The sequence below is a fragment of the Lacticaseibacillus salsurivasis genome (genome assembly GCF_036246225.1).
Lineage (GTDB): Bacteria > Bacillota > Bacilli > Lactobacillales > Lactobacillaceae > Lacticaseibacillus > Lacticaseibacillus salsurivasis.
In genome coordinates, this window is the sequence record NZ_BTTP01000001.1 from 121319 (window position 1) to 142625 (window position 21307).

At 51.2% G+C, this 21307-nt stretch carries 34 protein-coding genes; all 34 read left to right on the forward strand.

What is annotated here, in order from left to right; genetic code table 11:
- Positions 1-125: 125 nt before the first annotated feature.
- The gene (locus tag AAA927_RS00615; RefSeq protein WP_338214716.1) at positions 126-959 is read left to right on the forward strand and encodes a rolling circle replication-associated protein; all 834 of its coding nucleotides are present in this window, start codon (positions 126-128) and stop codon (positions 957-959) included.
- A gap of 4 nt (positions 960-963) precedes the next feature.
- A complete protein-coding gene (locus AAA927_RS00620; RefSeq protein ID WP_338214718.1) occupies positions 964-1158 on the forward strand; it encodes a hypothetical protein in 195 nt (64 codons plus the stop codon).
- Between the two features lie 11 nt (positions 1159-1169).
- Positions 1170-1442 carry a hypothetical protein gene (locus AAA927_RS00625; protein WP_338214720.1) on the forward strand — a complete coding sequence of 91 codons (273 nt, stop codon included), beginning with the start codon at positions 1170-1172 and terminating at the stop codon, positions 1440-1442.
- Positions 1429-1749 (forward strand): hypothetical protein, encoded by a 321-nt coding sequence (locus tag AAA927_RS00630; RefSeq protein WP_338214721.1) that lies wholly within the window; start codon positions 1429-1431, stop codon positions 1747-1749. Before AAA927_RS00625 ends, AAA927_RS00630 begins: the two co-directional genes overlap by 14 nt.
- Position 1750: 1 nt before the next feature.
- The gene (locus AAA927_RS00635; RefSeq protein WP_338214724.1) at positions 1751-2095 is read left to right on the forward strand and encodes a hypothetical protein; all 345 of its coding nucleotides are present in this window, start codon (positions 1751-1753) and stop codon (positions 2093-2095) included.
- Complete coding sequence (locus AAA927_RS00640) at positions 2082-2270, forward strand: hypothetical protein (RefSeq protein ID WP_338214725.1); 189 nt, start codon at positions 2082-2084, stop codon at positions 2268-2270. Before AAA927_RS00635 ends, AAA927_RS00640 begins: the two co-directional genes overlap by 14 nt.
- A complete protein-coding gene (locus AAA927_RS00645) occupies positions 2267-2542 on the forward strand; it encodes a hypothetical protein (protein WP_338214728.1) in 276 nt (91 codons plus the stop codon). Before AAA927_RS00640 ends, AAA927_RS00645 begins: the two co-directional genes overlap by 4 nt.
- Complete coding sequence (locus AAA927_RS00650; RefSeq protein WP_338214729.1) at positions 2532-2951, forward strand: replication terminator protein; 420 nt, start codon at positions 2532-2534, stop codon at positions 2949-2951. Before AAA927_RS00645 ends, AAA927_RS00650 begins: the two co-directional genes overlap by 11 nt.
- A 2-nt stretch (positions 2952-2953) precedes the next feature.
- Entirely contained in the window at positions 2954-3709 is a 756-nt protein-coding gene (locus tag AAA927_RS00655; protein WP_338214731.1) for a hypothetical protein, read from the forward strand.
- Positions 3710-3720: 11 nt separating this feature from the next.
- Entirely contained in the window at positions 3721-4020 is a 300-nt protein-coding gene (locus tag AAA927_RS00660; RefSeq protein ID WP_338214733.1) for a MazG-like family protein, read from the forward strand.
- Between the two features lie 18 nt (positions 4021-4038).
- Complete coding sequence (locus AAA927_RS00665; RefSeq protein WP_338214736.1) at positions 4039-4566, forward strand: hypothetical protein; 528 nt, start codon at positions 4039-4041, stop codon at positions 4564-4566.
- A gap of 166 nt (positions 4567-4732) precedes the next feature.
- Entirely contained in the window at positions 4733-4954 is a 222-nt protein-coding gene (locus tag AAA927_RS00670) for a hypothetical protein (RefSeq protein ID WP_338214738.1), read from the forward strand.
- 13 nt (positions 4955-4967) lie between these two features.
- Entirely contained in the window at positions 4968-5297 is a 330-nt protein-coding gene (locus tag AAA927_RS00675) for an HNH endonuclease signature motif containing protein (protein ID WP_338214740.1), read from the forward strand.
- Positions 5298-5433: 136 nt separating this feature from the next.
- Positions 5434-6720 carry a phage portal protein gene (locus tag AAA927_RS00680; protein ID WP_338214742.1) on the forward strand — a complete coding sequence of 429 codons (1287 nt, stop codon included), beginning with the start codon at positions 5434-5436 and terminating at the stop codon, positions 6718-6720.
- A complete protein-coding gene (locus AAA927_RS00685; RefSeq protein WP_338214743.1) occupies positions 6668-8077 on the forward strand; it encodes an ADP-ribosyltransferase in 1410 nt (469 codons plus the stop codon). The genes AAA927_RS00680 and AAA927_RS00685 overlap by 53 nt, the downstream gene beginning before the upstream one ends.
- A complete protein-coding gene (locus AAA927_RS00690) occupies positions 8070-8225 on the forward strand; it encodes a hypothetical protein (RefSeq protein WP_338214744.1) in 156 nt (51 codons plus the stop codon). Before AAA927_RS00685 ends, AAA927_RS00690 begins: the two co-directional genes overlap by 8 nt.
- Before the next feature lie 86 nt (positions 8226-8311).
- The gene (locus AAA927_RS00695) at positions 8312-9709 is read left to right on the forward strand and encodes a terminase large subunit domain-containing protein (protein ID WP_338214746.1); all 1398 of its coding nucleotides are present in this window, start codon (positions 8312-8314) and stop codon (positions 9707-9709) included.
- Positions 9710-9775: 66 nt separating this feature from the next.
- Positions 9776-10249, forward strand: a complete 474-nt coding sequence (locus AAA927_RS00700) for a capsid assembly scaffolding protein Gp46 family protein (protein WP_338214748.1) — start codon at positions 9776-9778, stop codon at positions 10247-10249.
- Between the two features lie 4 nt (positions 10250-10253).
- Positions 10254-11180, forward strand: coding sequence for a phage major capsid protein (locus AAA927_RS00705; RefSeq protein WP_338214750.1), 927 nt, complete (start codon positions 10254-10256; stop codon positions 11178-11180).
- Between the two features lies 1 nt (position 11181).
- Positions 11182-11490, forward strand: a complete 309-nt coding sequence (locus tag AAA927_RS00710) for a hypothetical protein (RefSeq protein WP_338214752.1) — start codon at positions 11182-11184, stop codon at positions 11488-11490.
- 4 nt (positions 11491-11494) lie between these two features.
- Entirely contained in the window at positions 11495-11890 is a 396-nt protein-coding gene (locus AAA927_RS00715; RefSeq protein ID WP_338214754.1) for a phage Gp19/Gp15/Gp42 family protein, read from the forward strand.
- Positions 11877-12215, forward strand: a complete 339-nt coding sequence (locus AAA927_RS00720; RefSeq protein WP_338214756.1) for a hypothetical protein — start codon at positions 11877-11879, stop codon at positions 12213-12215. The genes AAA927_RS00715 and AAA927_RS00720 overlap by 14 nt, the downstream gene beginning before the upstream one ends.
- Complete coding sequence (locus tag AAA927_RS00725; RefSeq protein WP_338214758.1) at positions 12208-12444, forward strand: hypothetical protein; 237 nt, start codon at positions 12208-12210, stop codon at positions 12442-12444. Before AAA927_RS00720 ends, AAA927_RS00725 begins: the two co-directional genes overlap by 8 nt.
- Positions 12445-12780, forward strand: coding sequence for a hypothetical protein (locus AAA927_RS00730; protein ID WP_338214759.1), 336 nt, complete (start codon positions 12445-12447; stop codon positions 12778-12780).
- Positions 12781-12791: 11 nt separating this feature from the next.
- Positions 12792-13379 (forward strand): phage tail tube protein, encoded by a 588-nt coding sequence (locus AAA927_RS00735; protein WP_338214761.1) that lies wholly within the window; start codon positions 12792-12794, stop codon positions 13377-13379.
- A gap of 2 nt (positions 13380-13381) precedes the next feature.
- Entirely contained in the window at positions 13382-13645 is a 264-nt protein-coding gene (locus tag AAA927_RS00740) for a hypothetical protein (protein ID WP_338214763.1), read from the forward strand.
- An 11-nt stretch (positions 13646-13656) separates the two neighbouring features.
- Positions 13657-14037, forward strand: coding sequence for a DUF5361 domain-containing protein (locus tag AAA927_RS00745; protein WP_338214765.1), 381 nt, complete (start codon positions 13657-13659; stop codon positions 14035-14037).
- Positions 14027-16129 carry a phage tail protein gene (locus AAA927_RS00750; RefSeq protein ID WP_435891503.1) on the forward strand — a complete coding sequence of 701 codons (2103 nt, stop codon included), beginning with the start codon at positions 14027-14029 and terminating at the stop codon, positions 16127-16129. The genes AAA927_RS00745 and AAA927_RS00750 overlap by 11 nt, the downstream gene beginning before the upstream one ends.
- Entirely contained in the window at positions 16116-16853 is a 738-nt protein-coding gene (locus AAA927_RS00755) for a hypothetical protein (protein ID WP_338214768.1), read from the forward strand. Before AAA927_RS00750 ends, AAA927_RS00755 begins: the two co-directional genes overlap by 14 nt.
- 1 nt (position 16854) lies before the next feature.
- Positions 16855-18402, forward strand: a complete 1548-nt coding sequence (locus AAA927_RS00760; RefSeq protein ID WP_338214770.1) for a phage tail protein — start codon at positions 16855-16857, stop codon at positions 18400-18402.
- 10 nt (positions 18403-18412) lie between these two features.
- Positions 18413-19264, forward strand: coding sequence for a hypothetical protein (locus AAA927_RS00765; protein ID WP_338214772.1), 852 nt, complete (start codon positions 18413-18415; stop codon positions 19262-19264).
- A gap of 73 nt (positions 19265-19337) precedes the next feature.
- Entirely contained in the window at positions 19338-19868 is a 531-nt protein-coding gene (locus AAA927_RS00770) for an Ig-like domain-containing protein (protein ID WP_338214775.1), read from the forward strand.
- 4 nt (positions 19869-19872) lie between these two features.
- Positions 19873-20679 carry a hypothetical protein gene (locus AAA927_RS00775; protein WP_338214777.1) on the forward strand — a complete coding sequence of 269 codons (807 nt, stop codon included), beginning with the start codon at positions 19873-19875 and terminating at the stop codon, positions 20677-20679.
- A 12-nt stretch (positions 20680-20691) separates the two neighbouring features.
- On the forward strand, positions 20692-21159 hold the full coding sequence (locus tag AAA927_RS00780; RefSeq protein WP_338214779.1) for a hypothetical protein: 468 nt from the start codon (positions 20692-20694) through the stop codon (positions 21157-21159).
- Positions 21160-21307 lie beyond the last annotated feature (148 nt).

Genomic DNA, 21307 nt, shown 5'->3' on the forward strand with positions numbered 1-21307 from the left:
TCATTCTACTCCCTTCGCCCTCGTGGCGTCAAAAGCTCGTTCAAGGACGCCACTGGTAGTCCTTATGCGGGCTCGTTATAGCTATTAACATTCCTGCCAAAGGGAATTAATTGGAGGGTATCAGAATGACGGTCAGTGCGTTTTCACGTGAGAAGAAGATCATGGTCGGGAGTGGCTATATGGAAGTGGATATCTTCAGCCGTGATCCAGAGCAAGACCGCGTGGCCAGGAGTGGTCACCGGAACAAACGGCAGCGGGAAACGGCACCGGCCCAAAAGAACCTCAACTCAAAGAATGCACGTCGATATCTGGAACAACTGGCCAATGGCAACTTCGAAGATGGAGACCTGTTCCTGACGTTGACCTATAAGCCGGAGCTTGCGCCCAAGACGATTGCCCAGGCTGAACGCTATGTGACCAACTATCTCAGACGTGTGGCCAGACGCCGCAAGCAAGACCACATGGAGCCGTTGAAGTACATCCTGGTGACAGAAGCCAAGACCGATGAAGACGGCAATGTGGTAGGCGGTGTTCACCATCACTTGATGATCAATGCAATGGACCGCGATTTGGCAGAACGCATGTGGACTGCAAACCGCAAAAAGCTGGGGATGGCGAATACACGCCGCATGGATAAGGACATGGACAAGCGTGGCAATCACTTTGCGGGGCTGGCTGACTATATGGCAAAGGATCCCCAGGGGAAAAAGCGCTGGTCATCGAGTCGCAATCTGAAGCGACCTGTTTCGCGTGCCAATGACCATAAGTACCGAAGACGCAAGGTGGCGCAGCTGGCCCAAGACCCAGCCGCAGCCTATACCTTTTACGCTGAGCAGTACCCGGACTGGGAGGTTGTCGGTCCGGTTGAATACACAATGAATCCAGTCACAGGTGAATGGGCGTGCTACTTGAAGATGTGGCGCAGTCCGGTTCACATTGGCGAAAAACAAAGAGGGTGATCACATGGGTTTCAAAACCGGGGATGATGTCTACCATATCTCAGCAAAGCAGACTGTCATCGGTAAGGTGACGGCCGTGCTGACGTTTCCAGAAGGAACAATCTATCAGGTACGACTGGGAGACGGTGAAGTGTTGCTCATGCCCGGTGAGGCGCTCATGTTGATCAATCCGAGTTCTGATGAGCGAAATAAGAGTTAAAGGGGAAAGTGATGAATATGAATGCAGCAAAGAATACTCAAGAAATGATTGAAGGTACCAGAAAGTGCTATGTGTACAGCGGCGATAAGGCCACGCCAGCCAAGTTTTATGGCGTCTATCAAGTAGCCTGGGTAGTAGGCGAAAGCCCCTTTATCGGTGGACACTCCGCAGGACAAGTAATGGACCCAGTGGCTGTGGTCGAATACGAGGGGCAACTACACAAGGCGTCGCTTGATCGAGTCCACTTTGACGATACGGAGGTGGCCGAGCATGAAGCTGATTAAGCTGGATAGCGGGGACTACATCAACACGGAGTTCATTGCATGGATGGGCATAGACCATCGCCATGCAGACCGTATAACCGTAAGCACGACTGAAATTTCTGCCAATCTTTACCAAATCACCTCGGCCGACCGCGAACGCATCGTGGAAGCGATGAAAGACCACCACACGCCAAACTTCACGGCGCTAGGTGAAGTATACGGGGCGCTTGAAATGGTTAACCAAGGAATGAAAGACGGAACACAATACTCCGATATCGACGGGATACTTCACGTATTAAGGATAGGCATTGGTGGGGAGGATAAATAGCATGACTTGGGAAACGAAGCAGGACTTGTTCGACGCGGCAGTTGAGAAGGTAATCGCTATGACCCTCATAGCTGGCTTCAAGCGGCCATACAGCAACAAGTATCGCGATGATATGCAGAAACGTTACGCTGCGGCCGCTGACTGCGACACAGATTGCCAGTGGTGCCACGGTGAGAGAACGCCGATAAAAACAAAGACTGCCGACAATGAGGAGTTCTTCGTGTTCACACGTTGGGGGGAGCACACGCTCGACTATGACCCACCGCAGGGAGGTCAATTGCAAGCAGTCATCAACTTTTGCCCGATGTGCGGCCGGAGATTGGAGAGCAATGATGACCAAAATTGAAAAATGGTTTCTAAAGGTAATCTACATCACGCTCTTATTAGTTGGTATCGGTGAGGTGCTTCTGACGACATACGCATTCTTCTATTTGAGCGATGCCATGGTGATCATCGGGCTATGCTGCCTGATGCTGACTGTACTCGGCTATTTGGTGATAGAGCTGGAGGCCAGAAAATGATTAGAATTCAGCTGGTGTCAATTCCCGCCGATGTCAGCAGGCTCATTATCGAGAGTAAGCAGGAGTTGCTGCCAAATCTATGGTTTCTTTATGGAAATCTGAACGACCGCATCAACCATGGGGAGTGGTCAGCTAGGGTGATCAAGCGGGACGATTGGATACTGGAGCATGCTGACGAAGTGGCGGCTGCATGGCTACGGCAAAGCTGGATAGTTGCCGAAACTGGTGAAGTTGTCGATTTACTGAAGGAGGAACAGACGAATGAGAAGTGAAATATGGGATTTGAATAAGCTTGCTGATGGTGGGTTTAAAGAGAAGCTGACTGCAGCCGTGCTAGAGGTGGCTGACAACATCATGGACAAGAACACTGACCCAACCAAAGCGCGTAAGGTAACCGCAGTTTTGTCGTTCAAGTCTGACAAGGGCCGTGAAATGGTTCAGGTGGATATCGCGGTGAAGACGACGCTAGCGCCACATGAGTCAATTCAGTCACGTGTCGTAATTGGCAGGGATGAGAAAGGAACGCCGCAAGTTCAGGAACTGTTGTCAGGGGCGAAGGGTCAAGAATATTTTGACCCAGAAGACTCGACGTTGAAGCATGATGATGGCACACCGGTAGAAGACAAACCGAAGAATGAACCGATTGATTTCAGAACTATGCAGGCTAAGGAGGCCAAGTGACTATGGAAAATCAGACGCAAAAAGAAGCTTTACAGTATGTAGCGAGTCTGGCAATGACGGCAGCAGACAAGCGCATCATCAATGTTGACACCACTGTGGGTGAGCGCACCTTTGCCGTTGATAGAGATGGGGATGTCGTCGAGTTCAGACCGCATGATGGGGCCAGCCGGGAGCTGAATGTACATACCCTTGGCTCAATCATTGACTACATCACACACGTTCAAGAACGACGGGAACGTCGGCTAATCGTTGAGATTGTCGATGAAAATGTAGTCAAGGTATACGGTGAGTTAGACCCATTTGGTGAACGGGAACTGCTATTAGTGTCAGAGGCAGATCATCCTCAGTTCCCATTTGGACGATACTTAGACCGCGAGGCATTCAACATAGCACTTCAATCGCAGTTCGTAGCCAATACTGACCAGACGCTGCTGCTGAAGTTTGTTGGCAACATGAAAGAGGATGCAACGAAGACCTCAACAGACGATGGCGTGACTCAAGTGGCTACAGTGAAAACTGGTGTAGCAAGTGTATCAGACGCCATCGTGCCAAATCCGGTGACACTTGCACCGTTCCGCACCTTCAGTGAGATTAACCAGCCGGAAAGCGGCTTTGTCTTTCGGGTTTCAGAGGGGATGCAGGCGGCGCTGTTTGAGGCGGATGGTGGTCGGTGGCGGAATGAAGCCATCAACAGGATTGCCGATTATCTTTCTAAGGGCCTGGAAGAAGAAATCGACCGGGTCACAATACTGGCGTAGTGGAGGAGATTATGGCGAATTACTACAAATCAGTCGAGCGATGGGCTATCATTCGCGGGCTCGATAAGGCTGACCCAAAAGCCCAGTTAAACAAGCTAATGGAGGAAGTTGGAGAGTTAGCTCAAGGGATGAACAAAAACAATCGTGATCAGATTATCGATAGTTTGGGAGACGTTCAGGTGGTGCTGACAGTGCTGGCGCTTCAGCTAAACCTTCATCAAGAGGTTGCCTTCAATGCAGCATACAATGTAATCAAAAGTAGGGAAGGCAGCCTAGTGAACGGAGTGTTCGTCAAGGATGCAGACAAATAGGTGTAAGGGTGTGATAGGTTGAGTTTAAGCAAAGCAGAGGTTCAGCGCATCGCTCACGCCGTTGTCGTTGAGTCCAACAAAAGTAGACGTGAGGCCAAAGCCACTGAACGTGATGATCGGCTTAGGAACACCAAGCTACTCTTAAAAGAGTATCCGAAGCTAAAGGCGCACGTTGAGGCGAACCCAGAGGTCTTCCTGACAGATGATGAATACAAGATGCTGACTGGGGTGGAACCAAAGCCAAGGGAGCTGGCAAAATATCATGTTAAGACGCATCACATGCTCCAATACGTTGATCAGCTGCTAACCGCTTATGAGGCTTATTGCAAGGGCGGCACTGAGGTTGATCGACGGCGGTGGACTATTGTTGAGGATAGTTACTTAAAGACACCGCGGTTGTCCACGGTGAAACAGGCAAAGAAATGGGGTATCGTTGAGTCCCGCATTCGCCAGGAGCAAACCCAAGCGGCCCAAGAGCTATCGGTAATGCTTTTCGGCGTTGCGGGGCTCAAGGACTTTCTAGACCAGTGGCTTGCCGATGACTGAAGGATAGTTAACGAAAGACTAACGATAACCTGCGATTGGGCATGTTAGTATGGTATTGTAAAATCCCTCACTTTGGAAGCAATGGCCAGCCGGCAGCGGCTGGCCATTTGTGTTAAGGAGCGACGACAACCTCAGCATTTGCTGGGGTTTTTGTGTGGAGGTAGTGATGAAACGGCATTTTGAAGTGATGTATTGGGGTTACAACACATACGATGGCACGGACCTCACTGAGCTGAGACGGATCGCCACAATTCCAGAAGATACTCTGAAGATACTTATGAGTGGAGCAAAGGCCGAGACATACCACTTCATTGTTGAGGACGGCCTGCTATGGCTGCTGCCAGCTGGCATGTTGTGTGAGATACGTGAGCTTGAGGAATATGAGTGAAGGAGGACCTGCAATGTTTAGAGCAGATAAGCAAGGCGCCCACCGTGTCGCCTTTGAAAAGAACAAGAGGATTATTCTAAAGACCCAGAGTGTCTGCGGTATCTGTGGCCGGCCAGTCGACAAGCGACTCAAGGCGCCAGATCCGATGAGTCCTGTCATTGACCACATCATTCCGTTGAACAAGGGTGGACATCCATCGGACATCAGTAACCTGCAGCTGGCTCACTGGTCCTGCAACCGGCAGAAGTCCGACAAGCTGTTCAAGACGCCGCAAGCGGAGCCAAAGGTGCTAGGCAACCGTAACCTTCCACAAAGCCTGAATTGGGCTTCTTACAGGTCTTAGAACAATTTTGATAAATACTGCTCGTACGACTTTGGCGCCGCTGAGGTGGGGGGATAGCCCCCTCCCCCGGGGCGCCTCCGTCGTTCACGCCGTCACTGTACATTTTTTTCACGCCATCATGTTAGGAGCTGATTGTATGGCCTTAAAAGGGCTCGGTTACATGCGCACAAAGCTGGCGCAACACCAATCTCGCGTTAATATGCGTTACAGGCAATATGCTATGAAGTACCAGGACTCGGATGTTGGCATTACCATCCCGCCGAAGATACGTGGTCGTTATCGTTCTGTTCTTGGCTGGTGTGCGAAGGGTGTTGACAGCCTGGCTGATCGGTTGGTATTCCGGGACTTCGCCGATGATAACTTTGAGGTAAATGAAATCTTCCAGGCAAATAATCCGGATGTCTTTTTCGACTCAGCAATCTTATCTGCATTAATTGCATCATGTAGCTTCGTCTACATTTCAAAAGGGGACAACGATGAGGTGAGGTTGCAGGTTATCGAGGCCAGCAACGCAACCGGCATCATTGACCCAATTACGGGGATGCTGACAGAAGGCTATGCGGTTCTAAGTCGTGATGACAAGGGGTCAGTGACGGTCGAAGGGTACTTCACGCCAGACAAGACGGTTATCTATTACGCAGACCCGGCCATCAAAGACTTTTCTGTGGATAATCCAACCGGGCACCCACTTTTGGTTCCGATTATTCATCGTCCGGATGCTGTTCGGCCGTTTGGTCGCAGCCGGATTACAAGGGCAGGTATGTACTATCAGAAGTACGCCAAGCGAACCTTGGAGCGATCAGACATCACAGCAGAATTCTACAGCTTTCCGCAAAAATACATTGTCGGACTTAGTAATGACGCTGAGCCACTAGATAGCTGGAAGGCGACAATCTCATCTATGCTTCAGTTCACTAAGGACGACGAAGGTGACAGTCCTAAGCTTGGCCAGTTCACCACTTCATCCATGTCACCGTTCACGGAACAGCTTCGGACAGCAGCAGCCGGTTTTGCGGGCGAAACTGGGCTGACCTTAGATGATTTGGGTTTCGTGGCCGATAATCCTTCAAGCGTTGAAGCAATCAAAGCAAGTCATGAGAATTTACGTCTGGCTGGTCGTAAGGCACAGCGCTCACTAGGCTCTGGCCTGCTTAACGTTGCCTATGTTGCCGCATGCCTTAGGGATGACTTCAAATACCGAAGAGAGCAGTTCGTGCTCACAACACCACGATGGGAACCACTATTTGAGGCAGATGCGAACACACTTGGCCTTGTCGGTGATGGTGCAATCAAAATCAATCAGGCGGTCCCAGGCTTCTTTGATGCAGATACTATTCGCGAGATAACAGGGGTGAAGGGAGCTGAGGGCGGTGGCGGAGGATCTAGTTCCCAATCTACTGCAAGCAATCAACCAACAGTTTGATGAGAAGACGAAAAATAGTCCTAAAATCAAAGCGGCGATTAAGGCATTAAGAGCCAAGGAAGCAACCTATTTGAATGCCAACGATTTTGCGATTGAAGCTGGTCGCCTCTTGTCAGAGGTGCTTGGAACTAACTTGTCGGCAAGCATCCTACCCGACGGTAAAATGTATTTTAACATCGCAGATCGTGTACTGAATTCGACATTAAAAAAGAACCATGACCTGATTGCTGGATACTCAAAGGATGTACAGACTTTGCTTAACGACCAGGCTGGCATCCATCTTAAAGCGCAGGAACCGGAATTTAACCAGGATAAAGTCGATGGAATTATCAATAGAGTGTCGAGCGAGGATGACTTTGACAAGATAAAGTGGGTCTTGGACGACCCAATCGTTAATTTCAGTCAAAGTGTTGTTGACGACTCGATAGATGCAAATGCAAAATTTCAAGCAAAGTCGGGTTTACATCCTACAATTACGAGGAAATTGATGGGCAAGGGATGTGACTGGTGCCGCAATCTTGCGGGAACTTATGAGTATTATGAGGCACCGCATGATATTTACCGTCGGCACGAGCGCTGTAGGTGCACGGTAGAGTACAACCCAGGGAGCGGAAAGCGTCAGGATGTATGGTCAAAGAAATGGAGCAATCCAGAACAAACGGCAAAGCTTGCGGAGCGGATAGACAAGGGAACCGGTAAAAAGCCTGTAAATCCGAATCGAAAAAAGCAGTTCCGCCAGGCGTCTCAAAAAATGTTGGCCGAGAGCAAACGATACATCAAGAAGTTGCCGAAGGAACAATATGATGCAATCAAGACGTATACGGGAGAGTCGTATAAGACTGTCAATAGACACTTTAGAACTGGGTCAAAGCTAGGACAGAAACTTATAGGTATTCCAGACGATCTTGACCAGGCTTTAAATCACGAAATTGGCCAGGACGTCAAGGTATTTCGAGGGATGAGTAAGCTACCTGATAACTGGTTGACGGCTATGGACGATGCTGCTGGCAAAAGGGTCAAAGCAGTCGCTGGTAAGATAAACCGGAAAACACTTAAGCCGAGTCAAGTTGGTGACTTAAATGCAGCATTGGACCAGCTTGGAGAGTTTCAAGTGGAAGACCCTGCATATATGTCAACGACATACGCGCAGCGTGTCGCCAAAGAATTTTCATCTAATATTCGAATGGAGCTAAATGTTCCTCGTGAAGCCCATGGATTAGCAGTAGAATCAGTGTCAAATTACGCTTCAGAATCCGAGATTTTATTGGCAAGAGGTGCTAAAATAAAGATATCAGGTATACAAGTCAGCGATGATGCAAAAACTTTAATCCTGAAGGGGGAGGTTCTCAATGAGTAGTGATAAGAAGCATGACAAGCAGGAAATCGATGAAAAGTTTATCGACGATGGCGAAGGACTGAAGATCACAAAACCGATGCACATGACGAAGAAACAAGTTGAGAACTTCACATCAGCCATTGATAAAATCCTAGCAGAAGATGAGTAGCACCCAGTAATTAAAGCTGAGTGCTATTTTTGTACTCTGATTGACCCAAGCATGTCGTTAAACTGCGGGATTGAAGGAGGATTAGTATGACTACTCAAGTTAGACTTGGGAATCAACATCCTACTCAATCGGTAATTCTTCCGTACGCTGATAGCAAATATCGTCAAGCAATCAAATACTATGAAGCCTCTGGGCGTAATGCCCAGGAGTGGCAGGTAGAGCTAGCCAAGCACATCCTTGCGGTTAATAGCGACAATTTGTGGACGCACACAAAGTTTGGCTACTCGCTACCCAGGCGAAATGGTAAAAACGAAGTCGTGGTCATTCGTGAACTATATGCCCTGTTTGATGGCGAGCAGGTTCTGCATACGGCACACAGAACAACAACTAGTCATTCCTCATGGGAACGGCTGCTAAAGCTCCTGGATAAGTCGCATGTGGAGTATGAATCACTCAAGGCCGTTGGTCGCGAGCGTATCGAGCTTCCCAGCACCGGTGGTCGAGTGGAGTTTCGTACTCGTACCTCTACTGGTGGTCTTGGTGAAGGCTTCGACCTACTCGTGGTCGATGAGGCCCAGGAGTACACGACTGATCAGGAGTCAGCACTTAAGTACGTCGTTTCAGACTCGAAAAACCCGCAGACCATCTTCTGCGGAACGCCACCAACGCCGCTTTCAAGCGGCACGGTCTTTGTGGCCATGCGCAACCGTGCGCTGGAGCAACACCCAGACAACGTAGGTTGGGCAGAGTGGGGCGTGGAGGACGAGTCGGACGTCAATGACCGCGAGCTGTGGTATCTCTGCAACCCGTCCCTTGGCACCATCATGACGGAGCGTTCCATTCAGGACGAAGTTGGCCCCGACAAGATTGACTTCAACATCCAGCGGCTAGGCCTCTGGATTAAGTACAATCAGAAATCGGCCATCTCAGAAAATGAATGGAACGCGCTCAAGGTGCATTGCCTGCCAGTGTTACGCGGAAAGGTGTTCATCGGTATCAAGTACGGTAACGACGGCACGAACGTCGCAGTGAGTGTGGCAGTTCGCACTTTGTCAAAGCGCATCTTCGTTGAAGCTATTGACTGTCGTTCCGTGCGTGAGGGTGATCAATGGATCATCAGCTTTTTGAAGCATGCCGACGTGGCAGCAGTAGTGATTGACGGCGCAAGTGGTCAGAACCTGCTCGCAAAGGATATGAAGGACTTCGGTTTAAAAGAACCGATGCTGCCGACGGTAAAGGAGATCATCAGTGCCAACGCCGGGTGGGAACAGGCCATTTACCAACAAACCATGCGGCATAACGGCCAGCCTTCGCTAACCGCGGTGGCCACGAACTGCTTGAAGCGGAACATCGGATCGAACGGTGGCTTCGGTTACAAAAGTCAGTTTGACGATATGGATATCAGCCTTATGGATAGCGCCTTACTAGCGCGCTGGGCTTGCAGCAATGTGAAGTCCAAGAAGAAGCAAATTGTTCGTTATTAGGACTCCAAGTGGGGTCCTTTTTGATTACCGATACCACCGGGAAAGTGGGAGAAAGGACGTTACATCATGTCAGAATTTACACCAATTGAATCGCAGGAAGAACTCGACAAAATCTTGGGCGCGCGTTTGGCTCGCCAGAAGGAAACACTGGAGGCAAAGTTCGTTGATTACGATGAGCTGAAGTCAAAAGCTGCCACCCTGGAGACAGAAAACAGCACTCTCAAGGAAGCTGCCGAAAAGGCAAAGGCCGCATCGGATACAACAGAAGCTACCATTGCCGGGCTAAACAAGCAGGTGGCGGGGCTTCAGACCGCTAGTATGCGCACCAAGATTGCGCTGAAGAATGGCCTGCCATACGACCTGGCCGATCGGCTTGTCGGCGATGATGAAAAGAGTATTCAGGCTGATGCAGAACGCCTGTCAGAATTCGTTGGTAAGAAGCCGTCAACACCGCTCAAAGACCCAGACATGGGTACTAAGACTGGCGGCAATACTGCTTATCAATCACTAATCGAAGGCTTGAAAATAGAAGGAGAGTAATATCATGACAAATCCATTATCTAAAGGTAACCTGTTTGATCCAACGTTGGTCAGCGACCTGATTAGCAAGGTTAAGGGCAAGAGTTCCCTGGCCGTTCTGTCACCCCAAGCACCAGTCGCCTTCAATGGCCAAAAGGAATTCACCTTCACGATGGACTCCGACATTGACGTCGTCGCCGAAAATGGCAAGAAGACTCACGGTGGGGTCACGGTAGATCCAGTTACCATTGTTCCAATCAAGGTTGAATATGGCGCTCGTATTTCTGATGAATTTTTGTATGCGTCGGATGAAGACAAGATTGACATTCTCAAGGCGTTCAACGACGGCTATGCAAAGAAGCTGGCTCGTGGCTTGGATATCATGGCATTCCATGGCTTGAACCCTCGCTCCAAAGCGGCATCCACTGTGATTGGAGACAACCACTTCGACAAGAAGGTCTCGCAGACCGTGGAATTCACCACCGCAGATCCAGACCAAAACGTTGAATCGGCCGTCGCCATGATCCAAGGGGCTGAAGGTACCGTGACGGGGATGGCGTTGGACCCAGTATTCTCCGCCGCGCTGGCAGCTATGCGCACCGGTGACACCACCAATGTCCGCCTGTTCCCAGAGCTTGCCTGGGGCGCTAACCCTGGCAGCATCAATGGCATGCCGGCCGACATCAACTCTACGGTTACTGCTGGCACCGACGATGTGGCTATCATCGGTGACTTCGCCAACATGTTCAAGTGGGGCTATGCCAAAGAAATTCCACTTGAAGTCATCCAGTACGGGGATCCTGACAACAGTGGCCAAGACCTGAAGGGTTACAACCAGGTCTACCTGCGTTCCGAAACCTACCTGGGCTGGGGCATTCTAGATGCTACAAGTTTTGCCCGCATCAATAAGCCTGCTGCTGCTCCAACTTCAACCGATACGACTGGTGAATAACATGAAATATCGCAATAGAAAAACCGGGGTGATCATTACGTCTGCTTCCGCCATCAGTGGCGGCGACTGGGAGCCATTCCTGGCCAATCCTAAGCCACAACAAACTAAGCCACAGCAGACTAAACAGGCACCGGCAGTTAAGCAATCTGCGCCGGTTGCTGCACCAGCTAAGCCAGTAGCAAGTTCTGTTGGAGAAGGCATCGATGGCGTGACAGTGAAGCAAATCAAGCAGGAGCTTGACGCAATGGGTATCAAATATACAGCAACGGCGAAAAAGCAGGAGCTGTATGACCTAATGATGGGGAAGTGATCACATGGCGAATTTCGCAACGGTTGACGATGTGACAACCCTTTGGCGGCCATTAGATGAAGACGAAACGGCAAGGGCAACCGCGCTTCTTGCTGTTGTCTCCGACTCATTGCGTGAGGAAGCCAACAAGGTGGGCAAGGACCTGGACCGAATGGTGGTAGAACGCGCCAGCTTTGCGAACGTCGTCAAGTCAGTGGTTATTGATGTTGTCGCTAGAACGCTGATGACTTCAACCGACCAGGAGCCGATGACGCAGACCACCGAAGGCGCCCTTGGCTACAGTTTCTCTGGAACTTACCTGGTGCCAGGTGGCGGTCTATTCATCAAAAACTCGGAACTTGCACGTATCGGTTTACGCCGGCAGAGATATGGGGTGATTGACTTCTATGGGAAAGATTAAAGGCATCACCATTGTTCTTATCGATAAGGTGAATCGCGGCGAGGACGCGTTTGGCCATCCGATTTATGATGACGTTGAAGTCCCAGTGGAGAACGTCTTAGTCGCTCCCGCTGCGGCGAATGACGTTGTGAGCCTACTAAACCTGACTGGGCGCACGGCCTCCTATACGCTTGGGCTACCCAAGGGGGATGACCACGACTGGGAGAATAAAGAGGTGCGATTCTTTGGCCAGCGTTGGCGGGTGTTCGGTATTCCACTAGAGGGCCTTGAGGAATTGATCCCTCTTGACTGGAACAAGAAAGTGATGGTGGAGCGTTATGGCTAAGCAAGGGTTTGTTTTGAACCAGGCCGGAGTGGCAGCACTGATGAAATCGCCTGAGATGCAGGCCATTCTCAAAGAGAAGGCCACGGCGGTACGTACACGAGCCGGCGAGGGTTATAAGCAAGACCTATTTGTGGGTAAGAACCGTGCCAATGCCATGGTATCTGCTGACACGGTTCAAGCTAAGCGCGATAACATGAAGAACAACACACTTTTAAAGGCGGTGCGATGAATGATCGAACAGACAATGAAGCAATTCATGGACGGTCGCTTGTCGGCACCGTCTTTTTTTGAAGCTCCGGAAAGCTCAGCAGGTCAGTACGTGCTTATTGAGCGAACTGGCGGTTCTGAGCGCAACCACCTGACTTCTGGGACCTTTGCCTTTCAGAGCTATGCGGACTCGATGTTAGAGGCTGCCGAGCTTAATGAGGGGGTGAAGGCTGCAGTGAACGCGATGATTGAGTTAGATGAGGTGGCGTCCGTGCATCTCAACAGCGACTATAACTTCACGGACACAACGACAAAAAAGTACCGATACCAGGCTGTATTTGATATCGGTTACTACTAAGGAGAATGAATATGTCAAAAACTGAGAATGTTTCGACTGCTAAGCCGAAAGTCGGCGGTGCTATTTATTCCGCACCGGCCACGACTGCGTTGCCTACAGACGCGACGACTGAACTCGATAAGGCCTTCGTGGCACTAGGTTATGTGTCTGACGATGGCCTGACTAACAAGAACACGCCTTCTTCAGATAAGATTACTGCCTGGGGTGGCGACACCGTAGACGTGGTTCAAAAAGAGAAGACCGATGAATTCACGTACACGCTGATTGAGGCACTGAACGCTGATGTGCTCAAAGAGGTATACGGAACTAGTAACGTGGACGGCACAATCGAAAGCGGCATTAAAATCAAGGCAAATGCGACACCACTGGAGGCTCATGTCTTAGTAGTGGACATGGTGCTCAAAGGTAGCATCCTAAAGCGCATTGTCATTCCGCAAGGCCAGGTGTCTGAAATCGGAGAAGTAAAATACGGTGATGAAGATGCGGTTGGCTACGAAACGACACTGACCGCGCTCCCGGATGACGAAGGTAACTCACACTATGAGTACATCCAGAAGAAGGCAGCATCGGCGCCAGCACCTGAAGCGCAGGAGGGATAATCATGCTGAAGGGTAAAACAAGCACTGGTTTTGCGTTTGAGATCAGTGATGAACGTCAGAATAACTATGAGTTGCTCGAGGCTTTCGGCAAATTAGAAGAAAATCCAGCCCTGCTACCACGGACGGTGGAGATGCTGCTGGGCGCGAAGCAGGCGTCGGGCCTCAAAGACCACGTTCGGGCCAAGAGTGGTATCGTACCAGCCGACAAGATGATGGACGAGCTCAAGGAGATTCTAGAAAGTCAGAACCAGCTAAAAAAATCCTAGCCCTCGCAAAAATGGTTGCTACAGATGAGGATGCACTAGCCTGTGATTTCGCTGAGACCTACCACATATATGATTTTAGACAGCTGCCTTTAACCAGGACAGCTGTCTTTGCGTGTGGCCTTGGTGACAGTTCGCGGATCATGATGCGGTTGTCTGATCAGCGTGTGACGACGGAAACGTTGCTCATGGCGCAGATTACCGATGGGATTAACAATCTCATGTGGTCCAAGACTGAAGATGCAGAGAACGGCAAGAACCGGCCAAAGTCGATTGTTGCGGCGTTATTAGGCACCACAGAGGCGAAATCGGAAGAGCATTTTTCGTCTGGCGAGGACTTTGAAAGAGCGCGTCGACAAATTTTGATGCAAGGAGGTGATGACAATGGCGACTGAACTCGGCCAGGCTTACGTGCAGATTATGCCATCTGCCAAAGGAATTTCTGGGATGATCAAGAAGCAGATTGACCCAGAGGCAGATACAGCTGGTAAAAGCGCCGGCGGAAAAATTAGCACTGGCCTGAAATTAGCGGTAGCAGCCGGAGCTGCCGCTGCAGGGGCCCTGATGGTGAAGACCATCTCTTCGTCATTAGCAGAAGGCTCCAAGCTACAACAATCTCTTGGTGGGATTGACACCCTGTTTAAGGGTTCTGCTGCCAAAGTCAAGGCGTATGCAAATGAGGCCTACCGAACCTCTGGCTTGTCGGCGAACGCGTATATGGAGAACGTTACTAGCTTCAGTGCGTCATTACTGCAGTCAATGGGCGGTAACACCTCTAAGGCGGCGGACAAGGCGAACATGGCCATGGTGGACATGTCAGACAACGCCAACAAGATGGGCACCAACATCGGTGATATCCAGAACGCGTACCAAGGATTTGCCAAGCAGAACTACACGATGCTCGACAACTTAAAGCTAGGGTATGGCGGCACCCAGGAGGAAATGAAACGCCTGCTGGCAGATGCAACCAAGATTACCGGTGTGAAGTACAACATGAGTAACCTGAGTGACGTATACAGCGCCATTCACGCCATTCAGGGCAATCTGAAAATCACCGGCACCACAGCAAAAGAAGCGGCGTCAACCTTCAGTGGGTCATTTGACTCAATGAAGAGCGCCGCTTCAAACGTGCTTGGGAAGTTGTCACTGGGGATGGACATTGGGCCTGATCTGAAGGCCCTGGCGCAAACCACATCCACCTTCCTGTTCAATAACTTCTTCCCGATGGTGGGCAACATTATCAAAGCATTGCCAGGGGCAGTAACCGGTTTTATTTCGGCGGCTACTCCGCAATTTTTGACAGCTGGCGGGAAGATGCTTTCACAGTTGGCCAGCGGTATTACCACAGGTGTACCGGGGTTCATGCAAAATCTGCAAACCTTGGTTCTAAACATTCAGACTTGGGTGACAACCAACCTGCCAACATTCCTGAACATGGGCGTGCAAATGCTGACGAATATCATCAACGGTATGTTGCAGACGTTACCAACAGTAGTCAACGTAGTGAGCACTATGATAAACAATTACGTTACTTTCTTGATGGCAAATCTACCGGTAATTCTACAGGCGGGTAAAACTCTGGTTCTGAATCTGATTGATGGCATTCTCTCGAATCTGCCTGCGATTGGGCAGAGCGCGATTACGGCCATCAGCAAATTCGTCGATACGATATTTCAGAATAATTCACGTTACCTGCAGACAGGGCAGCAAATGCTGATGTCGTTGATCAACGGTATCGCGAACCGGCTACCAAGTCTGGGGACCACCGTTGGCAGCTTGATAGGTAAGTTCATCGTGATGATAATTTCTAAATTGCCTGAGATTATCACCACGGGCGGGAAAATAATTATTAGCCTTGCTATTGGTTTGGTGCGTAACCTTCCAAAGGTGGTCAGCGCCGCAATCAATATTGGGGCTTCACTGATTGGCGAGCTGAGAAAGATTAACCTGCTAGACATTGGTTCAAACCTCATTAAAGGTCTCTGGAAAGGTATATCAAATATGAGCGCGTGGATCGGCGAGAAAATCAAAGGATTTGGCAAGGGCATAGTTAATGGCCTGAAGTCGTTCTTTGGCATTCACTCACCATCACGCGTGATGCGTGATCAGATTGGCCGCTTCTTGGCAGAAGGGATTGGCGTCGGCATCAGCAAGTATTCTGGTACCGCCGTGGCTGCAATGAATACGCTTGGTGCAAACCTCCAGGATAGCGTTCCAGCGTTGGACATGGGGATGGATACCTTGAATGGCGGGAGTGTCGCCTCAGCGGTTGTGAGTCACCAGGTACAAGCTGTTGCGAGCACCACGCAGGCGGCTGCCATCAGTCCAAGCAGTAAGGCGCTGGCCCTGCTGCAGGCGCTGGTGGACAAGTCGCCAGTGATTGATGGCTCAAGCGTGATGCCGGCACTGGCACCATTCGCCAGCACGCAGCAGCGCATGCGTCAGATGATTTCAGACAGAGGGGGGACTGTAAGTGTCAAGATTTGATTATGGTATCACCTTCAATGGCATGCACACGTACCACGACCTGGGACTCATCTTGCTGTCTAAGACCATCGAGTATCCAGCCCGTTCACCGGTCCTGGTGAAGCCGCCATATAGTAACGTGCCAATCGACCTCTCTAACATCTATGGCCATACGGTGTTCGATGACCGTGCGTACAAGGCAGAGTTCTACCTGAAGGGCGCAACACCCTACACGAAGGAAGAGCTCGCCGCCAAGTACACGTCGGTTGTGGCCTGGCTGGAGAGCCAGATGGGGCGGCAGCCACTGATTGACGATACCGAGCCTGGTTACTACTACGTTGGGGAGCCAGTGAAGGCACCTGATCGCAATGAGCTGCTCAGAACGGGACATATCACGATTGAGTGGACCTGCAACCCATATCGAGTCGCAGTGAACCCTGAAGGTGGAGACCGCTGGAACAGTTTTGCCTTCGAGACTGACGTAGCCCAGCAGACCAGGTTCGCTGTCGATGGTAGTTTGGCATTCATACTAGTAAACGGTAGCAGTGAACTTCTGCAGCCGACCATCACGACTGATGCAAACATGGTTCTGCTCGACCAGGCGGGTAATCAGCTCGACCTGGTTGCCGGCACCACCACGCCGCTGAACCAAGCCTATCCGTTGACGTTGAAAACTGGCGTGAATTACCTGGCCGTCACTGGCACTGGGAACATCTCCTTCGAATGGTACAAGGAGGTGATCTGACGTGTATCGTATTCTGATGCGCCAAGGTTGGGATGGGCCAGAGGTGGTCATTCACTCCGAGCTTGGCAACACGCCGCGCCTCATGGCCGCCAAGTTAGCCAAGTCAGTCACAACCTACGACACCCTTACCGTCACTGCCGACCCGACCAACCCGCTATTCGGGGATGTGCAACCTCTCCAAACGTTCATCCGGGTACTTCGACCAGATAAGCACCGCCAGCTATTTGAGGGCCGTGTTTGGACGTACCAGCCAGCCATGACGACAGATGGCACATTGACCAATGAAGTGGCCGCAATGGGCTTAGAGGACTTCCTGCACGACTCAACGCAGCCATGGAAAGAGTATCGCAATGTTAGTCCCAAAGACTTCCTGCAGGCACTAATCACTGAGCACAACAAGCAGGTAGAAGCATACAAGCAACTCAAGCTCGGGGCGGTGACCGTTACCAACTCGACAGATAACGTCTATCGATATACTGATGACACAAAGGACACATACGACACCATCCAGGACAAGCTTGTGAGCCGTCTGGGTGGTGAGATACGTGTCCGCCACGAATCCGATGGGCTGTACTTGGACTACATGCCCGTGATTGCTGAACAGACCAATCAGGTAATCCGCCTGGCGTCTAACATGATGAGCCTTACTCAAAAGTTGGACCCGACGTCAGTGTTCACGGTGCTAAAACCTTTGGGAAAGGCTGCGGATCGGACCAGTACGGATGGTGATGGCAACAGCTCCACGGAAACCTCTACCCCTCGGCTGACGATTGAAAGCGTGAATGGCGGCTCACCATTTCTTCGGGATGAGGCTCTGATCGCTCAATTTGGCGTCATTTCGGTGGCCCAGACCTGGGACGATGTGACGACCGCCTCAATTCTGAAGACAAAGGGCCAAGCAGCGCTAGACGCACAAAAGCCAGTCAAAGAGCAGATCCAGATTGCAGCTGCTGATTTGTCTCTCATCAACGACTCAATCGACGATTACGTATGTGGCAATTACAACCGAATAGTCAATCCGTTGATGGCCTTCGATGAGACACATCGCATCATCACGCAAGACCTGGACCTCTGCTCACCCAGCAATTCGACCATGACAGCAGGGGATGTGATGTTATCACAGGAGGAATACGTTCGGCAGGTAACGATTGCGGCAAAAAATGCCGAGTCACAGTCAGCGGTTTATGGTGCTCAAATTGCGAGTCTAAACACGCAAGTAAGCAACTGGGCTGGACAGCAGGATGTATTGGCGGAGTCGGAAAAAGCGCTCAAAGCGCTACGAGCACAGCCGATTGTCAAGTTATCGGCAATGGCTGGGGTATTGGAAATTCACTACACGATCACGCCCGGCGCTGTGGCGGCTGACACTTACACCGCCGAAATAAGCATGGACCAAAACGACTGGACTGCCGCGGACCCAATCACGTCTACCAAAGGGATGTTTTACCCTTCAATGGCAGGCGTCTTTTACGTTCGCGTCAAAGCTACTCTTGAAGGCTACGACAGCGGGTATAGCCCTGCTGCACGCATCACGGTGACAACAGAATGAAGGTGAAGATATGGCAGAAAACGGAACATTAGATTGGACTCAGAATGAACAAGAAATCAGTGTGGCCGTCGCTTATGACGACCCCAGCGCCACTCCGCCTTTGAAGGTAACACCTGGTCAAGCGGATGCACTGACCAAGGCAGCCGAGCTCAATGCGAAGCAGATGGCATCGAAGATGTACGGCAAGGATGTGCGGGCCAGCCTCGCACAATGGATCCTGTTGTGTGGGTATCTCACGCAGCAAGGCATCATGTCGCTACAAGACTTTGATAAGTCGATTAACAGCTTCACGACTTCGATGAACGGCCGCATGGGAGATGTTGAGCAGCGCATGGCCACTCAAGAAGCGACCTATACTGACCTCATCAAGCAACTGACAGACGCTGACACAGGGGATGCAGCGGCCGAGGTCATCGCCGCACGTACTAGCTCGCTTTATGGCGCCTTTAACACAGTCAAAGCACGTCTGGATGACATTGATGCGCGTATCGGTTCGGCTATCCCTGGCGGCTTTGATGTCACCGTTCCGCACGGACTTGGACGCACACCGGCCATCACGGTGAGTTATTACGAGTATGCGATTGGCACTGAAACTGACGGATTAGGCACCGGGCCATTTGGCTTGGGTGGCAGTAATCCGAAGACCCTTCAGGCAACAGTCAGCTATCCTGACGCTAATACAGCCAAGGTGACGCTGCCGGTGGCATACAAGATGAGCGGAACACCAGAACAGCACGCAGACGGTGACTGGTACCTTATCGACGGGTACAAAGTGCTACGGTTTGAAATCGGCAGCGCCAACGGAAGCGCAGGCACCACGACTGGCGGTGACGATGGGGGCGGGGCCTCAACGCCCAGCTAGGGCGGCGGTGTATGACCTCCGCGTAAGCCCTGACTCGGACACTACTGTACGCATTAGTTGGAAGGTGAAATAGTTGAAATTCAATATCTATGACAACGATGAGAAGGTGAAAGAGCTCGATGCCTCAACGCTTGAGAAATCAGCGGATGGCACCTACTCATGGGTGTACTCAAACCTACCTGCGGGGTCAAAGCACAGCATCTCAATCTCGGCCGATAATGGCGAAGGTGAAAGCGCACGATCCACAGCTATTGACGTCACCACCGGCACTGTCGGAGTGACCAGCATCACGCTAACGATTGGCAAGACGGCGCATGTTGGTGACACGCTGACGGCGACTGTCACCATCCAGCCACCAGATGCTACTGACAAGACTGTGACCTACTCAGTCGACAATAAGTCAGTGGCTACTGTGGACAATGACGGCAAGTTAACGTGCTTGGCGCCGGGCACCGTGACGCTGACTGCGACTGCATCGAATGGCGAAAGCTCAACTGCCACCATTACTGTCTATGAAGTGATGGTCAACGTGATCAACGTGAAGGCTTCAAACGTGACGGCAACCAGCGCCACCATTAGCTGGCAAACAGAAAAAGCGGGGTGATCCCGTGAAATTTGCAGTTAAAAGTAATGGGGTGCTGGTGACTACGGTCAGCGGCACATCAATCGACTTGACTGGCCTCACACAGAACACGGCCTATACCGTGACGGTAACACCAGAGAATGGGCTAGACTTGGGCACATCAGCAAAAGTGAGCTTCACCACGCTAAGCGCCGCACCTAACCCGAACCTTTGGAGCCTGATTGGGTGGCTGGCCAAGTCCACAGATACCAGCTCGATGCACCAGCTCCAGTACACCCTCAAGCCGAACACGGCCTACACGGTCAGCACCTCATATCCCGATCCATCCGGCGGGTACTACTACGACATGTGGTGCGACCGCAAGGCTGTGGCACTTAGCTCGGGTGTCAACCCGCTGAGTAAAAGCAAGGTGCGCCACATCACCACAGATGCGGACGGCATCATCGTCTTGGGCATCCGTAATGGCACAACTGAGGATGGCGTGGCCGCTGGCACTACTTGGGTCAAGATTGAAGAAGGCGCCACGGCGACCGCTTGGGTGGCTGCCGTGGCTGACCGCACAGTGACAGTGCCAGCAGCATCGACAAGCCTCACGGTCGAGAGCTACGTGGATGCGATTGGCACCGAGACGAACGGCCTTGGCACTAGCACGTATGGCCTAGGCGGTTCTGACCCGCAGGTGGTCACACCTACAAAGGTCACAAACGGCGCGACAAGCACTACGGTGGTTCTGCCGATTGACTACACGCCAGCTGGCACAATCACCAAGCACGAAGATGGGGCGTACTACCTCATCACTGGCAACAAGACACTTAGATTTAAGCTCAAATAAGGAGTGAGATAGATGGCAGAACAAGTAACACTCACGCAAATCACGCAGGGCATGGCCGATGGCGGCACCGCGATTGGTGCCAATTTTGAAGTTATTGCCCCGTTGCTCAACCAACTGCTTGCCGCAGGAAACGTGACGAGCTACACAGTCACTCAGTCAGACATCATCGACACCGCGGGCATCACATCCGCCGACGGGACCCTGTTTCGGGTAGGCAATATTGTGTTGTTTGGCTTTCACGGCGCAGCAGGCGCTCCAAAGTCCGGCACTGATACGCAGGATGTTTTTAATATTCCAGTCGGCTACCAGCCCGCATCAATGCACGGCCAGTTGCCGCTGTCCTGGGTACAAAGTGCTACGGTCACTAGCCAGCGCGCCGGTATCTCGGGAAGCGCGTATACGGTCAAATGGCGCATGGCGGCTGGCAATGCCTACATCGCTGGCGCCTGGCTGACACAAGATGATCAACCCACCGAATAAGGAGGAAATAACAATGTTGAATATCACAAATCGTAAAGCCTCCGAAATTTTCGGGGGGGGGCATTATTGCCTAGATACCGGGCTTAACAGCTCACAAAATAACAAGAGAGTCAGCATCTAGCCTTCGGACTGCCATCTAGGGTCGGTT